This is a genomic window from Curtobacterium sp. SGAir0471, from assembly GCF_005490985.1.
Taxonomy (GTDB): Bacteria; Actinomycetota; Actinomycetes; order Actinomycetales; family Microbacteriaceae; genus Curtobacterium.
Genome location: NZ_CP027869.1, coordinates 648,032 through 662,828, shown reverse-complemented (window position 1 = coordinate 662,828; position 14,797 = coordinate 648,032). Strand labels below are relative to the sequence as shown.

Genomic DNA, 14,797 nt, shown 5'->3' with positions numbered 1-14,797 from the left:
GAGCATCACACAGGGCGTCGCCGCTCGCCACGGGCAGAGGTCACGAACGAGTAACGGTTCCCGGTCCGATCGAGTCGCGGACGACGAGCTCGCCGCGGAGCCGCTCGACCCCCGCACGTGGCGCGAGCGGCGGCGTCAGCGCCCCCGTCTGCTCGAGCGCACGACGGACGGCGGCACGCCCCATCTGCTCGTGCGGGAGCGCCACGGTGGTCAGGCCCGGTCGCAGGGCCGCCGCGACGAGCTGGAGGTCGTCGATGCCCACGACCGACAGGTCCCGCCCGATCCGCATGCCCCGTTCCTCCGCCACCTGGTAGACGCCCATCGCCATCTGGTCGTTGAAGGCGAACACCGCGGTCGGGCGCTCGCCGTCGTGCCGGTCGGCCGCTCCCGGCGACACCGGCCCGAACAGCTCCGTCGCCGCCCGGTGACCGGCCGCGGCGTCCGCGACCTCGCCGGCCGCGCGGATCACCACGGGGGTGCCGCCGGCGTCGACCAGGGTCCGCTCGTACCCCTCGACGCGACCCGTCACGGCAGGACCGGCGCCCTCGACGGTCAGGTGCGCGATGCGTCGGTGCCCCGCCTCGAGCAGCGCCCGGACCGCCGTCGCGGCGATGTCCTGCTCGTCGGGCACCACGGACGGCACCGGGGCCGCCGGGTCGAAGGCGTCGAGCAGCACGGTCCGGGCCGGGTCGAGCGACCGCGGCAGCCGGATGACCCGGTTCGACGCCGAGGCGAACACCACCGCGTCGACCTGGCGCTGGATCAGCGCGTCGATGCGCGGATCGTCGAACTCCCCCGCTGCGATGTCGACGATCATCAGGACGTGATCGTGCGCGGCGGCCTCGGCCTGCGCTCCGACGATGATCTTGCCGGCGTACGGGGTCGAGGCGATCTCCTCGGACACGAAGCCCAGCACCGCTCGGCGGTCGGTCCGCATGGCGCGGGCTATGGGGTTCGGGGCGTACCCGAGGCGCTCGACCGCCTCCTCGACCCGCAGCCGCGTCCGTGCGCTCACGGTGCCCTTGCCGCTCAGGGCGTGCGACACCGTCGTGATCGACACGCCGGCCTCGGCCGCCACGTCGCGGATGCTCGTCGATCGCGCCACGTGGTCTCCTGCCCTCTGCCGGTCCGGCTCGTCGGCTCCACGGGAACCACCCGCGGACCGCACGTGCTGAGCCTAGTCACGCACTCGGCGGACGCGGGCGCGGCGAGGGACTACCGCGGCGCAGGGGCTCCCACGGCGAGCGCCGACGCCAGGGTCGCGATGAGGCCGAGGCGGGCGAAGTACGGCCGCGCCCCCACGGGGAGCAGCGCGATCAGGGCGAACGCGTTCGCTGCCGTGTCCGCGAGCCGGTCCTGCTCGGTCGCCGACAGCGGCACCCCGGCGGCGACGAGGGTCGCCCAGCCGACGATCTCCGCGCTCGGCAGCTCGGGGTCGCAGGCGCTGGCACGGTCCACGCCGTCGGGCAGCGGGGTGACGCGGTGCGCCGACAGGACCGCCTCAAGCTCTTCTCGCACCGGTCCACCGTAGAGAGCGGCTCGTCGCCGGTCCCAGGGAACCGGGGGACGGCTCGGCCCGGTCGCCGGGTCGGCTCCCGGGCCGCCCGGGTTGAGTGGGACCGTGCAGTCACCTCCCGAACCGACGCCGCCCCCGGCAGACGGCCCCCTGCTGTCCCTCGTCTACGCCAGCCGTGCGGTCGTCGGATTCGGCCTCGACGACCTCGACGAGCTGCTGGAGCACGCCCGCACCGCGAACGCCCGCGTCGGGGTGACCGGTCTGCTGCTCTTCCGTGACCACCGGTTCCTGCAGCTGCTCGAGGGTCCGTCGGCGGCGGTGCGCGAGAAGATGGCGTTCATCGCCGAGGACCCTCGGCACGACCGGGTCACCGTGCTGCTCGAGGAGCACGTCCCCGCACGGCAGTTCCCCGACTGGTCGATGGGCTACACCGCCGAGGCGACCCTGCAGCGCGCCGCGGTGCCCGGGCACCGCACGACCTTCGACGACCTCGACTTCCTGCCGGACGACCACGGTGGGGCGCCGGACCTCGGGTCGGTGCGGGAGCTGCTGCAGTGGTTCCGGCAGGACCGCGACGGCAGCGGGGCTGACGCCGGCACGGCCCGCCCCCGCTGACCCCACCCGCGCGACACAACGCCGGACGGGAGGCACGGCACCGGCCCGCACCGCGCCTCCCGTCCGGCGCCGCGCACGGCCGCAGCGTGTCCCGACGGACCGCACCGTGCCTCCCGTCCGGACCGGCGAGCGTCCGCAGCGCGCCCGTCACCGCAACCAGCGGTACTCGTACTCCGGACGGCCCTGCCCGCGGTGGCGGACGTCCTTGCCGACCTGCCCGGCGGCGGCCAGGTGCTCGAGGTACCGCCGCGCGGTCACCCGCGACAGCCCCGTCGCCTCGGCGACCTCGGAGGCCGACCCGCCGTCCGGGCGCTCGAGCAGTGCGTCGCGGACCAGACCGAGCGTCTCGGGCGCGATGCCCTTCTCGTGGTCGGTCGGCACGACCGGGCGCAGCGTCCCGAGCCGCTGGTCGATGTCGGCCTGCGTGAGTGCCAGACGGTCCTCGAACCCGCGCCGGAACTCGCGGTACGACGTCATCCGGTCGGCGAACGACCGGAAGCTGAACGGCTTGACGAGGTACTGCACGACCCCGAGGGCGATCGCGTTCCGCACCGCGCGGACGTCGTGCGCGGCGGTGACCGCGATGACGTCGACGGCGGAACCCGCACTGCGCAGGGCGCGGACCAGCTGCAGGCCGTGGGCGTCCGGCAGGTTCAGGTCGAGCAGCACGAGGTCCGGCCGCTCCGCTGCGACCGTCGCGAGCATCTCCCGCCCGGTGCCCACGGTGCCGACCACCGTGAAGCCGTCGAGACGCGCGACGTAGGCGGCGTGCGCCTCGGCGGTCAGGGGTTCGTCCTCGACGACGAGGACCCGGATGGGTGCGGTCACGTCGGCACGCTCCGGGGGGTCAGGTGCACCGTGAAGGTGCTGCCGTCCGGCCCGGTCGTCACGTCCACGGTGCCGCCGGTGCGGGTGAGGGTGGAGCGAACGAGGTCGAGGCCGATGCCCCGCCCCTCCGGCCCGGCCTGCTTCGTCGACCAGCCGCGCTGGTAGACGGCGTTGACGTCGGCGATGCCGGGTCCGTCATCGCGGACGACGAGCCGGACGTGTCCGTCGAGCCCGCGTCCGTCGAGCCCGGGGCCGTCGACCCCGGAGACGACGACCTCGACGCGGCCCCGCTCCCTGCCGGGGCGGGCTCCGGCGACGGCGTCGACGGCGTTGTCGACGAGGTTGCCGAGCACGGTGATGACGTCACCGGGGGCCGCCGGGACGGGGCCGAGCAGGCCGCTCGTGTCGGCGACGAGGTCGACCCCGCGTTCGGCTGCCTGCGCACGCTTGGCGGCGAGGAGGGCGTCGAGCACCTCGGGAGCGGTCCGGGCGGGGTCGTCGGGGCGGTCGTCAGGGCGGTCGTCAGTGCAGTCGTCGGGGTGGTCGTCAGTGCAGTCGTCGGGGTGGTCGGCCGCGCCTGGTCCGTTCGTCTCGGGGCGCCCGACCGCACGGCGCCGCTCGACCTCGCTGTGCCGCTCGATCTCGTCGGACGCGAACCGGATCGCCTCGTCGACCCGGCCGAGCTCCATGAGCGCGACCACCGCGTGCAGTCGGTTGGCGAACTCGTGCGTCTGCGAGCGGAGCGCGTCGGTGAGCGTCCGGGTGGCGGCGAGTTCCCCCGACAGGTGCAGCAGGTCCGTCTGGTCGCGGATCGTCGCGACGGTGCCGAGGGGCTTCGTCGACCCGCGCGGGAACGCCATCTCCTGGTTCACGACGAGCACCCGGTCGCTCGTCGCGTACGTCTCGTCGACGGCCCGGTCGCCCGAGGCGAGCAGGGTGCGCAGGGCGTCCGGCACGTCGAGCGCCGCGAGCGGGATCGGCTCCTGGCGCTCCCCCGGCACGGGCAGGTGGAGCAGTTCGGCGGCGCGGTCGTTGTGCAGCACCACGGCGCCGGACCGGTCGACCACCACGAGTCCCTCGTGCACCGAGTGGAGCACGCCCTCGTAGGACGCGAACACACGGGCGAGCTCCTCCGGCCCCCGCCCGGCGGTGACGCGACCGAGGTAGCGGCTCAGCAGCCAGGAGAAGAGCGCGGCCACCGCGACGACCGCCAGGGCGAGCAGGACGACCGAGGTGAGCCGGGGCACCAGGGCGGTCGAGATGTTCGCCACGGTGACACCCGCGGCGACGAGTCCGACCACGCGCCCGTCGGCGTCGGTGATCGGGGTCACGGCCCGCACCGACGGGCCGAGCGTCCCGGAGAACGTCTCGGTGAAGGTCCGTCCCTCGAGCGCCGGCTGGACGGTGCCGCGGAACGGCCTGCCGATCTCCGAGCGGTCGGGGTGGGTCCACCGGGTCCGGTCCGGCGCCATGATCGTGATGAAGTCCGTGTGGGTGCGCCGCATCAGGTCGAGGGCGTACGGCTCGAGCTGCTGCGAGGGGTCGGCGGTGTCGACCTGGTCGAGCACGAACGGGTTGCGGGCGATGGACACAGCGACGGCGGTGGACTTCTCGGCCGCGTCCGCCTCGAGGTCGGCCCGCGCGGACGCCCAGCTCCAGGCGCCCCCGACGGCGACCCCGACCACGACGAACAGCAGCTGCAGCGCGAAGAGTCGCGCGGCGATGCTCCACCGACGGGGTACCACTGTGCTGCCTCCTCGCTCCGTTGCGGGACGACCATCCTCGCGCACGAGTGCCCGTCCGCGCAGCAGGCCGTGAACGTTGTGAACACAAGTCGAGCCGGTGGGCCCGTCCGAGCGAGGGTGTGTGGCGTTCCCCCGAGGACGAGCCGACCGGAGCGACGCCGCCCGGTCCTGACGACAAGGAAGTCTCATGGCATCGACGCACTCGATCACCGCCCGACCCCGCCGGCGCGGTCTCGATCGCTCGCACTGGCTCTACATCGCGGTCATCGTGGCCGTGCTCGCCGGCATCGTGGTGGGCTTGACGGCCCCCGACTTCGCCGTCGGACTCAAGCCGATCGGCGACGGCTTCATCGCCCTGATCAAGATGATGATCGCCCCGGTCATCTTCTGCACGATCGTGCTCGGCGTCGGCTCCATCGCGAAGGCGGCGACCGTCGGCAAGGTCGGCGGCCTGGCACTCGGCTACTTCATCGCGATGTCGACCTTCGCGCTGGCGATCGGCCTCGTCGTCGGCAACCTCATCCACCCGGGCGACCACCTCGACATGTCGAAGGCCACGTACGAGCTGCCGGCCGGCTCCGAGGAGAACGCGTCGTCGACCTCCGGGTTCCTGCTCGGCATCATCCCCGCGACGCTGGTGTCGTCCCTGACGAGCGGCAGCATCCTGCAGACGCTGTTCGTCGCGCTGCTCGTCGGCTTCGCGCTGCAGGCCATGGGCGAGAAGGGCGCGCCGATCCTCACCGGCATCCGGCACCTGCAGGCGCTGGTGTTCCGCATCCTCGCGATGGTGATGTGGGTCGCCCCGGTCGGCGCGTTCGGTGCCATCGCCGCGGTCGTGGGCGCCACCGGTGTCGCGGCCCTCGTCGCCCTGGGGACGCTGATGGTCGCCTTCTACATCACCTGCATCGTGTTCGTCGTCGGTGTCCTCGGCGTCCTGCTCCGGGTCGTGACCGGCGTCAACATCTTCAAGCTCATGAAGTACCTCGGCCGCGAGTACCTGCTCATCGTCTCGACGTCCTCGAGCGAGGTCAGCCTGCCGCGCCTCATCGCCAAGATGGAGCACCTCGGCGTCTCGAAGCCCGTCGTCGGTGTCACCGTGCCGACCGGGTACTCGTTCAACCTCGACGGCACCGCGATCTACCTGACCATGTCGTCGCTCTTCATCGCCAACGCCCTCGGCACCCCGCTGAACGTCCCGGAGCAGATCTCGCTCCTGGTCTTCATGATCATCGCCTCGAAGGGCGCTGCCGGGGTCACCGGCGCCGGGCTCGCCACCCTGGCCGGCGGTCTGCAGGCGCACCGCCCGGACCTGGTGAACGGCGTCGGCCTGATCGTCGGCATCGACCGGTTCATGTCCGAGGCCCGCGCCCTGACGAACTTCACCGGCAACGCCGTCGCCACCGTGCTCGTCGGGACGTGGACGAAGCAGATCGACAAGCAGCAGGTCGAGCGGGTGCTGTCCGGTGCGGCCCCGTTCGACGAACGGACGATGTCCGCCGACGACCACGGCGCCCCGGCCACGCCGGCGTCAGCCGAGCAGGAGCGCATCTCGACCGAGGCCGTCCGCACCATCGTCGAGCCCGAGCACTCCACCACCACCCGCCGGTAGTCCCCCGTCACGAGGAGATCGACGATGATCACGAACCCCAACCACACGAGTCCCGCCCCGCACACCGTCCCCGGCTCACCCCGCGTCGCCCTGGACGCGTGGGTCGCCCGGATCGCGTCCCTCACCTGCCCGGACCGCGTCGTCTGGTGCGACGGCTCGGCCGACGAGACCGCTCACCTGACCCGGCAGCTCGTCGACGAGGGCAAGCTGGTCGCCCTCGACCAGGAGCTCCGACCGAACAGCTTCCTCGCCCGCTCGGACCCCGACGACGTCGCCCGGGTCGAGGGACGGACCTTCACCTGCTCCCGCACACCCGAGGACGCCGGCCCGACGAACCACTGGCGGGAGCCGGACGCGATGCGCGCCGAGCTCGAGGAGCGCTTCGCCGGGAGCATGCGCGGCCGGACGATGTACGTCGTGCCGTTCTCGATGGGGCCGGTCGGCGGGCCGATCTCGCAGCTCGGCGTCGAGGTCACCGACTCGGCGTACGTCGTCCTGAGCATGGGCAAGACGACCCGTCTCGGGCCGGAGGTGCTCCGGGCGATCGACGCCGGCGTGCCGTGGGTCGCGACCGTGCACAGCGTCGGGATGCCCCTGCGCGACGACGCCGGCACCGAGCAGCCGGACGTCGCCTGGCCCTGCAACGCGACGAAGTACATCGTGCAGTTCCCCGAGACGCGTGAGGTCTGGTCCTACGGCTCGGGCTACGGCGGCAACGCGCTCCTGGCGAAGAAGTGCTTCGCGCTTCGCATCGCCTCCGTGATGGGCCGCGACGAGGGGTGGCTCGCCGAGCACATGCTGCTCGTCCGGCTCACCTCGCCCGAGGGCCGTGCCTTCCACGTCGCCGCCGCGTTCCCCTCCGCGTGCGGCAAGACGAACCTCGCCATGCTCCAGCCCGAGCTGCCGGGCTGGTCCGTCGAGACCATCGGCGACGACATCGCCTGGCTCCGTCCCGGCGCGGACGGGCGGCTGCACGCGATCAACCCCGAGGCGGGCCTGTTCGGCGTCGCGCCCGGTACCGGCCCCGACACGAACCCCGTCGCTGTCGAGACCATCGCGGCGGACACGATCTTCACGAACGTCGCACTGACCGACGACGGCGACGTCTGGTGGGAGGGGCTCACACCCGAGCCGCCCGCGCACCTGGTCGACTGGACCGGCGCCGACTGGACGCCCGACAGCCCGACGCCCGCGGCGCACCCGAACGCCCGCTTCACCGTGGCGCTCGACCGCGTCCCGACGCTCGCCGACGGGTGGGAGCACAGCGTCCCCCTCGACGCCGTCGTCTTCGGCGGTCGCCGCTCGACGAACGTGCCGCTCGTGGCACAGGCACCGACCTGGGCCGAGGGCGTGTTCATGGGCGCGACGGTGTCGTCCGAGCGCACCGCCGCGGCCGAGGGCACGGTCGGGGAGCTCCGCCGCGACCCCTTCGCGATGCTGCCGTTCTGCGGGTACGACATGGCGGACCACTGGTCGCACTGGCTCGAGACCGGTGCGCGCCTCGGCGCCGGGGCACCGGCGGTGTTCCAGGTCAACTGGTTCCGCAAGGACGCGGACGGCGGCTTCCTGTGGCCGGGCTTCCGCGAGAACGCCCGCGTGCTCGAGTGGATCGCCCGCCGGGTCGAGGGCAGCGTGCCGGCGGTCGAGAGCCCGGTCGGCCTGCTCCCCGACCTCGACGACCTGGACGTGCGCGGCCTGGATCTGACCGAAGCGCGGCTCGACGCGCTCTTCGCCGTCGAGCCCGAGCCGTGGCTCGAGGAGTGCGACCTGACCGAGGAGTTCCTCGCCGCCTTCGGCGACCGTACGCCCCCGGTGTTCACCGCGATCCTCGACGAGCGCCGCGCAGCCCTGCACGCCGAGGCACCCGAGTCCGCACCCGAGTCCGCGCCCGCGTCCGCGTCCGTCCGGCAGGCGGCCTGATGCCCGCCGGCGTCCCGACCACGACCGGGGTGTCCACCGCCGCCGAGCGCGCGGACCTGCAGCGCGCGTGGGACGAGAAGCTCGCGGCCGCCGAGGCGATGGTGCCGCTCATCGGACGGCTCTACCGGCGGGACGACGTCGTGCCGTCCGTGCACGGCCGTCCCCTGGTCGGGCAGTCCCCGATCGGGATCGTCAAGGCGCACCGCTCGAGCCGCCGGGTCGACGAGACTGAACTGCCCGTCGCGACGAGCCTGGCGATCCTGACCGAGCTCGACACGATGGCACTGTCGTCGGTGTCGGTGGACCTCGGCGACCTCGCGGCCCGCCACCGACGCGACCGTCTCGGCAGCACCCTGCGCGAGTTCCTGGCGGACGAGTTCTTCCTGCACCGGGGCACGGCGGACGGACCGCACCGCGACGCTCCGCGCGACGTCGTCCTCTACGGGTTCGGGAGGATCGGTCGGATGCTCGCCCGGATCCTGCTCGAACGCGCCGGGGAGCACGCCCCGCTCGCCCTGCGCGCCGTCGTCGTCCGGCGCCGGGGGCCCGACGACCTGGTCAAGCGCGCGAGCCTGCTCCGTCGGGACTCGATCCACGGTCCCTTCGCCGGCACCGTCACGGTCGACACCGAGCGCGACACGATCACGGCGAACGGCACCCTGGTGCAGTTCATCTCGGCCGACTCCCCCGGCGCCGTGGACTACCGCGCACACGGCATCGAGGACGCGATCGTCGTCGACACGACCGGTCGCTGGCGTGACGCCGAGGGGCTCGGGCAGCACCTGCTCGCCCCCGGCGCGGCCCGCGTGCTGCTCACCGCGCCCGCGAAGGGTGACGTGCCGAACGTCGTGCACGGCATCAACCACGACGGCATCGGCGACGACGCGGTCGTGAGCGCCGCCTCGTGCACGACGAACGCGATCGTCCCGGTGCTGAAGGTCGTGTCCGACGCCTACGGCATCGTCCACGGGCACGTCGAGACCGTGCACTCCGCGACGAACGACCAGAACCTGGTCGACAACTACCACCCCGCCGACCGACGCGGGCGGGCGGCGGGCCTGAACATGGTGATCACAGCGACCGGTGCCGCGAAGGCCGCCGAGAAGGCACTTCCCGAACTCCGCGGCCGGCTCACCGGCAACGCCGTCCGCGTCCCCACGCCGAACGTCTCGCTCGCGGTCCTCCACCTGACGCTCGGTCGCCCGGTCGGACGCGACGAGCTGAACGGGGTGCTGCGGGAGTCCTCGCTCACCTCGGTGCTCCGGCGGCAGATCGACTACGTGGAGTCGCCCGAGATCGTCTCGACGGACCTGCTCGGCAGCCGACGAGCAGGGATCGTGGACGGGCTCGCGACCATCGCGGACGGATCCGAGCACGTGGTGCTGTACGTCTGGTACGACAACGAGTCCGGGTACAGCCGGCAGGCCCACCGGGTCCTGCAGGAGATGGCCGGGGTCCGACGGACGGCACCGGCGGCCGCCGGTGGCGCTCCACGTCCGGTCCGTGAGGAGGCGCACGCAGCCCTCTGATCGGTCCGGACGGGAGGCGCGGATCACCGTGCGCCGACCGGCGGCGGTGATCCGGGCCTCCCGTCCGACGCCTCGGTGCCGGTCCGTCAGCCGGCCTGCCCGCTCGCCAGCTCGCTCCTCACAGCCGTCTACTGCACGAGTCGGTCGAGCCAGTCGCCGAGCAGGGCGCGCTCGTTCGGGCTGAGCGCGGTCGCGTCCTCGAGCTCGCGCTTGAGCTGCATCGCGGCACCGCCCCGGTCCGCACCGGGCGAGCGATCGGTGAACACCGCGGCGAAGATCGACTCGCGGATCCGTTCCGAGAGCGAGAGGTCACGTGCGTCCGAGGGCATCGCGAGCAGGGTGAACACCACGCCGACACCCGCCGCCCGGACCATGCTGACGGCGACCTCGACCGGGACGGCGAGCACACCGTTCGCCGCCGCCTGTTCGACCTGCGTCCGGAGGATCGCGTCGATCGCGTCGGCCGCCGGGGAGGACGAACCGACCCTCGGGTCGCCGTATGCGATCGAGTAGACCTGCGGGTGCCGCAGCCCCCACTCGACGTGCATCGCCCAGCCCTGCCGCATCGACTCGACGGGGTCGGCGCCCGGCGTCCACCCGGTCCAGGTCGCCAGGTGCGCCGAGAAGCCATGGAGAGCGACCTGGTCGAGGAGCCCCTGCTTGTCCCCGAAGATCCGGTAGATCGTCGGCGCCTGGATGTGCAGCGCGCTCGTGACGGCACGGGTCGTGACGGCGTCACGGCCGTCGCGGTTCAGCAGGTCGTGCGCGGTCTCGAGGATCCGGAGCCGCATCTCGTCGGATCGGGTCACGCCCACGCCTTCCGTTTCCTGGCCGGACCGGTGGGGCCGGGCTGTCGTCCATGATCCCACCGGTCCGGCGTCGTCAGCGTCGCTCGATCGCGCGACCAACCCGGTACAGGGTCGCCTCGTCGAAGTGCGCGCCGACGAGCTGGATGCCGACGGGGAGCCCGTCGACGGCGCCGCACGGCACGCTGAGCGCCGGGTGGTGGGTGACGTTGAACGGGGTCGTGTTCGCCGACATCTCGATCGACGCACCGATCGATGCCCCGGGTCCGTGCGAGGGATCCGGGAGCGGCCGGGCCGTCTGCGGCGTCGTCGGTGTGACGAGGACGTCGTAGCGCATGAGGGCGTCGTCGTACGCGGCGCGGAGCACCCGTGCACGGTTGACGGCCTTCGCGTAGTGCAGTCGTCCGGCCTGCTGGTCCACGTGGGCGCCGACGAGGGTGAAGAGCCGGACGTTCGCAGGGTGAGCGTCGGGCGTCCGGTGGTCGAACAGGTGCTGCATCATGTCGACGGGGTACCGGTCAGATCGGCCGAAGCCGAAACCCTGGTCGCGCAGGACCGTCTCAGCCATGCCCTCGATGGCGATCGCGGTCCACAGCGCCGGGCCGAGGGCGTGCAGCGGGATCGAGACGTCCTCGACGACCGCCCCCTGCAGCCGGAGCGCCTCAGCCGCACCGCGGACGGTCCGGTCGACCTCGGCCTCGGCGTGCTCCGTCCCGAACCCCTCGGTGAGCACGCCGATCCGCAGCCCCTCGATGCCGTCTTCGATCGTGTCGAGGTACCCGCCGCCGACCTCCCCGCGCTGCCGTGGGTCGAACCCGTCCGGACCCGCGATGACCTCGAGGAGTCGCGCGTTGTCCACCACCGTGCGCGTCATCGGTCCGACGTGGTCGAAGAAGCCGTCGAGCGTGGCGATGCCGGTGTAGGGCACCAGACCGTACGTCGGCTTGAGCCCCACCACGCCGCACCACGAGGCCGGCATCCGGATCGAGCCGGCCTGGTCGGCGCCGAGGGTCATGTCGGCGTCGCCGGTCACGAGCGCGACCGCGCTCCCGCTCGACGATCCACCGGCGGACCACCCTCGGCGGTGTGGGTTGTGGACCACCCCGGTCGCTGCGGTGTGACTCCCCCCGGACATGCAGAAGTACTCGTTCGTGGTCTTGCCGACCACCTCGGCCCCCGCGGCGAGCGCTCGCGCGACGACCGTGGCGTCCTCGTCCGGCACGAAGGTCGCCAGCTCCGCCGAGCCGTTGCGCATCGGCACGCCGGCGACGAGGATACTGTCCTTCACGCCGAGCCGGACGCCCTGCAACGGACCGGACGGGGCACCGTGGACGGAGGTGCGTACCTCCCAGGCATGGTGCGGGTCCCCGGCGGACGTGGGAACCGAGTACCGGACTGCGTCGCGTCCGCTCGAGACCTGCGGGTCGGGGATCGCGTCGAGGGCGTCGTAGACCCCGGTCATCCCCGCGATCATCGCGGTGTACTCCTCGGGCGCCGCGGCGATGTCGGCGTAGCCGATCCGTGCGGCGAGGTCGGCGACCTGCGCCGTGGTGGGTGGACGGACGGACATGTGCGCTCCTTCGGGCCGAGCACCGACCAACGGGTGCTAACAAGAAAAAGTTAGCACCCGCAGCACTGTGTGTCCGGCTCGGCCTCACGGAGTTGATGCGCCGTCCGACGGCCCGCGGTCCGACCGCTCGAGTGCGCCGAGCAGGCGGAGCTTCTCGGCGTCGGCCGACCCCTCGTCCGCGTAGTAGAGCACCAGGACGACGTCGTCGACGGGGAGCTTGTCGCGGTGCAGGCGCAGGGTCCCGACGCCGGGGTGCCGGACCACGGTCGTGTTGCCGGCGAGCGGACGGACGTCCTGCCGCGCCCAGACCTCCCGGAACCGGGCGCTCACCAACGACAGCTCGCCGACGAGCTCGATCGCCCGGGCGTCCTCGACCTCGGTGCCCAGGGTGTGCCGGAACGCCGCGATCATGTCGACGACGGCGCGGTCCCAGTCCTGCTGGAACGCGCGTTCCTCGTGGTCGAGCAGGAGCGACCGCAGCCGGTTGTGACCGGGGGTCATCCGCGGTGACAGTGCCGTCGCCAGGGCGTTGGCCGCGAGGACGTCGAGCGTGCGGTTCTCGACGAAGGCGGGCACGCCCACGGCGGCGAGCAGGTGGTGCAGGCGGTCCGGCACCCGATCGGTCCGACGGGGCCGGCGCCGCCGGGGCCGGGGTGCGGCGAGGTCGGTGAGGTACTCGCGCTCCACGTCGTCGAGGTCGAGCACCCGAGCGAGCGCCTCGACGACCTGCTGCGAGGGGTTGCGGTCGCGACCGCGCTCGAGCCGCAGGTAGTAGTCGGCGCTGATGCCGGCGAGCAGCGCGACCTCCTCGCGCCGGAGCCCGGCGACCCGGCGGCGCGGCCCCGAGGGGAGCCCGACCTGTTCCGGCGTCACGACCGCCCGCCTGGCCGCCAGGTACCGACCGAGCCGGTTGTCGTCCGCGCGCTCCTCCACGGAGCACACGGTATCCCGGCAGGACGTGCGGAGCGGGGGCCCTGCCACTCCCCCGGAAGACGGCGGCCTGTCGGACCTGCCGAGCGCGGAGCGACCATCGGTGCACCACCACCGAACCGGGAGGACGACCCACATGGACATCAGCAACCGCACCGTCTTCATCGCCGGAGGCACCTCGGGGATCGGCGCCGGTCTCGCCCGCCGCTTCCGCGACGCCGGTTCGACGGTCGTCGTCGGCGGACGGCGCACCGCCGACCTCGACGACGTCGAGTCGGTCACCGTCGACGTGACGGACGCCGCATCCGTGCTCGCGGCCCGCGATGAGGTCCTCGCCGCGCACCCCGACCTCGACCTCGTCATCACGATGTCCGGCGTCATGCTCACCGAGGACCTGCGGGACCCCGCGCACGTCGCGCAGGCCGAGCAGTCCGTCGCCGTGAACCTGCTCGGCACCATCCGCGTGGTCGACGCGTTCACGCCGCACCTACTCGCACAGGGGCACGGCGACGTCCTCACCGTGACGTCCGGGATCGGCTTCACCCCGTTCCCGCTGATGCCGACCTACGGCGCGACGAAGGCGGCCGTGCACTCGTACACCGAGTCGCTCCGGGCGCACCTCGCGGGCACGGGAGTCGGCGTCAGCGAACTCGTCCCGCCGGCCGTCGCGACCGCTGGGCAGGAGCAGCTCAACCCGAACGCGCTGCCCCTCGAGGCGTTCCTCGACGAGGTGGTCGGCCTGCTCTCGCAGGACCCGACGCCGCACGAGGTCGTGGTCGAGCGGGCCCGGCCGCTCCGCTGGTCCGAGCGCGACGGCACGTACGACGAGATGCTCGCGCAGCGGTCGGGGGCGCTGTCGATGCTGCCGGGCCGGTGAGCGTCGAGCCGCGGAGTTGCACGAGCTGCCGAGCCGCTGGCCGATGAGTACGGCTGGTCAGGCCGTGACGACGGTCACGTCCACTGCGCTGAACCGCTCGACGAGGTCCGGTGCGATGCCGTCGTCCGTGACCAGGGTCCAACCGCCACCGAGTCGGGTCCACGCGTGGAACTCGGACTGCGCGAGCTTCGAGGAGTCGGCGAGGACGTACACCGCCGTCGCACGACGGGCGATGAGTTCCTTCAGACGGATCTGACCGAGGTCCGCCTCGCAGATCCCGCGCTCCGGCGACACCGCGTCGGCACCGAGGTAGGCGGCATCGAACGTCAGGTACTCGAGCGCTGCCTCGGTCAGAGGTCCGACGAACCCGTTGCTCAGCGACCGGTACTCACCGCCGAGCATGACCAGTCGGACGTCGTCACGGTCGGCCATGTCGGTGACGACCCCGACGCTGGTGGTGGTGACGGTGAGCTCGGCGTCGACGGGCAGTGCGTGGGCGAAGGCCGCGACGGTGGAGCCGTTGTCGAGGAAGAGCGACGTTCCGGGTGCCACTGTCTCGGCTGCACGTCTGGCGATGTCGCGCTTCGCGTCGAAGTGCTCACCGAGCCGCTGCCGCAGCGACGCCTCGGGGTGCGCGGCCACCGCCATCGCGCCGCCGAACGTCCGGGTGAGCTTCCGCTGTTCCTGCAGGGTCGCGAGGTCGCGCCGGATGGTGGACGCCGTGACGCCGAAGCGCTCGGAGAGCTCGTCGACGCTCGCGAGTCCGACTGTCGTCGCGAGCGTGACGATCGCGTCACGCCGAGCTCTGGCCGAGATCGACACGGGCACCTTCCGGACAGCGGGGACTCGGGA

13 protein-coding genes are annotated in these 14,797 nt (G+C 72.8%); 5 read left to right on the top strand and 8 right to left on the bottom strand.

Annotated elements, in window-relative coordinates; translation table 11 throughout:
- Window positions 1–40 precede the first annotated feature (40 nt).
- Both C1N91_RS03165 and C1N91_RS03160 read right to left on the bottom strand, forming a co-directional pair.
- Window positions 41–1,105 carry a LacI family DNA-binding transcriptional regulator gene (locus tag C1N91_RS03165; RefSeq protein WP_175415891.1) on the bottom strand — a complete coding sequence of 355 codons (1,065 nt, stop codon included), beginning with the start codon at window positions 1,103–1,105 and terminating at the stop codon, window positions 41–43.
- Window positions 1,106–1,215: 110 nt separating this feature from the next.
- On the bottom strand, window positions 1,216–1,518 hold the full coding sequence (locus tag C1N91_RS03160; protein ID WP_137766567.1) for a hypothetical protein: 303 nt from the start codon (window positions 1,516–1,518) through the stop codon (window positions 1,216–1,218).
- Window positions 1,519–1,621: 103 nt separating this feature from the next.
- On the opposite strand from C1N91_RS03160, the gene C1N91_RS03155 reads away from it, so the two are divergent.
- Window positions 1,622–2,131 (top strand): BLUF domain-containing protein, encoded by a 510-nt coding sequence (locus tag C1N91_RS03155; protein ID WP_175415890.1) that lies wholly within the window; start codon window positions 1,622–1,624, stop codon window positions 2,129–2,131.
- Window positions 2,132–2,278: 147 nt separating this feature from the next.
- Here C1N91_RS03155 and C1N91_RS03150 read toward each other — a convergent pair whose 3' ends face one another.
- Both C1N91_RS03150 and C1N91_RS03145 read right to left on the bottom strand, forming a co-directional pair.
- A complete protein-coding gene (locus tag C1N91_RS03150; RefSeq protein WP_175415889.1) occupies window positions 2,279–2,959 on the bottom strand; it encodes a response regulator in 681 nt (226 codons plus the stop codon).
- The gene (locus tag C1N91_RS03145; protein ID WP_254678322.1) at window positions 2,956–4,704 is read right to left on the bottom strand and encodes a sensor histidine kinase; all 1,749 of its coding nucleotides are present in this window, start codon (window positions 4,702–4,704) and stop codon (window positions 2,956–2,958) included. Before C1N91_RS03145 ends, C1N91_RS03150 begins: the two co-directional genes overlap by 4 nt.
- Window positions 4,705–4,891: 187 nt before the next feature.
- Between C1N91_RS03145 and C1N91_RS03140 the strand changes: the two genes are divergently transcribed.
- Genes C1N91_RS03140 through C1N91_RS03130 form a run of 3 tightly spaced genes read left to right on the top strand, consistent with a single transcriptional unit; the run spans window position 4,892 to window position 9,762 of the window.
- Window positions 4,892–6,313, top strand: coding sequence for a cation:dicarboxylate symporter family transporter (locus C1N91_RS03140; protein ID WP_137766565.1), 1,422 nt, complete (start codon window positions 4,892–4,894; stop codon window positions 6,311–6,313).
- A 24-nt stretch (window positions 6,314–6,337) separates the two neighbouring features.
- On the top strand, window positions 6,338–8,233 hold the full coding sequence (locus C1N91_RS03135; RefSeq protein ID WP_137766564.1) for a phosphoenolpyruvate carboxykinase (GTP): 1,896 nt from the start codon (window positions 6,338–6,340) through the stop codon (window positions 8,231–8,233).
- Window positions 8,233–9,762 (top strand): glyceraldehyde-3-phosphate dehydrogenase, encoded by a 1,530-nt coding sequence (locus C1N91_RS03130; protein ID WP_137766563.1) that lies wholly within the window; start codon window positions 8,233–8,235, stop codon window positions 9,760–9,762. The genes C1N91_RS03135 and C1N91_RS03130 overlap by 1 nt, the downstream gene beginning before the upstream one ends.
- A 128-nt stretch (window positions 9,763–9,890) precedes the next feature.
- Here C1N91_RS03130 and C1N91_RS03125 read toward each other — a convergent pair whose 3' ends face one another.
- From C1N91_RS03125 to C1N91_RS03115, 3 genes are all read right to left on the bottom strand, one after another.
- Complete coding sequence (locus tag C1N91_RS03125; protein WP_217496457.1) at window positions 9,891–10,571, bottom strand: TetR/AcrR family transcriptional regulator; 681 nt, start codon at window positions 10,569–10,571, stop codon at window positions 9,891–9,893.
- A gap of 73 nt (window positions 10,572–10,644) precedes the next feature.
- Window positions 10,645–12,138, bottom strand: a complete 1,494-nt coding sequence (locus C1N91_RS03120; RefSeq protein ID WP_137766562.1) for an amidase — start codon at window positions 12,136–12,138, stop codon at window positions 10,645–10,647.
- 84 nt (window positions 12,139–12,222) lie between these two features.
- Window positions 12,223–13,071: a helix-turn-helix transcriptional regulator gene (locus C1N91_RS03115; protein ID WP_254678321.1), complete on the bottom strand. Its 849-nt coding sequence runs from the start codon at window positions 13,069–13,071 to the stop codon at window positions 12,223–12,225.
- Window positions 13,072–13,204: 133 nt separating this feature from the next.
- On the opposite strand from C1N91_RS03115, the gene C1N91_RS03110 reads away from it, so the two are divergent.
- The gene (locus C1N91_RS03110) at window positions 13,205–13,945 is read left to right on the top strand and encodes an SDR family oxidoreductase (protein WP_137766561.1); all 741 of its coding nucleotides are present in this window, start codon (window positions 13,205–13,207) and stop codon (window positions 13,943–13,945) included.
- Between the two features lie 57 nt (window positions 13,946–14,002).
- Here the strand turns inward: C1N91_RS03110 and C1N91_RS03105 are convergent, their stop codons facing one another.
- Window positions 14,003–14,767 (bottom strand): DeoR/GlpR family DNA-binding transcription regulator, encoded by a 765-nt coding sequence (locus tag C1N91_RS03105; RefSeq protein WP_254678320.1) that lies wholly within the window; start codon window positions 14,765–14,767, stop codon window positions 14,003–14,005.
- Window positions 14,768–14,797: the final 30 nt, after the last annotated feature.

What these genes read in the sequence shown, in the direction of transcription:
- C1N91_RS03110 (WP_137766561.1), top strand. Translation starts at nt 13,205, where the DNA reads ATGGACATCAGCAACCGCACCGTCTTCATCGCCGGAGGCACCTCGGGG.
- C1N91_RS03130 (WP_137766563.1), top strand. Translation starts at nt 8,233, where the DNA reads ATGCCCGCCGGCGTCCCGACCACGACCGGGGTGTCCACCGCCGCCGAG.
- C1N91_RS03120 (WP_137766562.1), bottom strand. Translation starts at nt 12,138, where the DNA reads ATGTCCGTCCGTCCACCCACCACGGCGCAGGTCGCCGACCTCGCCGCA.
- C1N91_RS03140 (WP_137766565.1), top strand. Translation starts at nt 4,892, where the DNA reads ATGGCATCGACGCACTCGATCACCGCCCGACCCCGCCGGCGCGGTCTC.
- C1N91_RS03135 (WP_137766564.1), top strand. Translation starts at nt 6,338, where the DNA reads ATGATCACGAACCCCAACCACACGAGTCCCGCCCCGCACACCGTCCCC.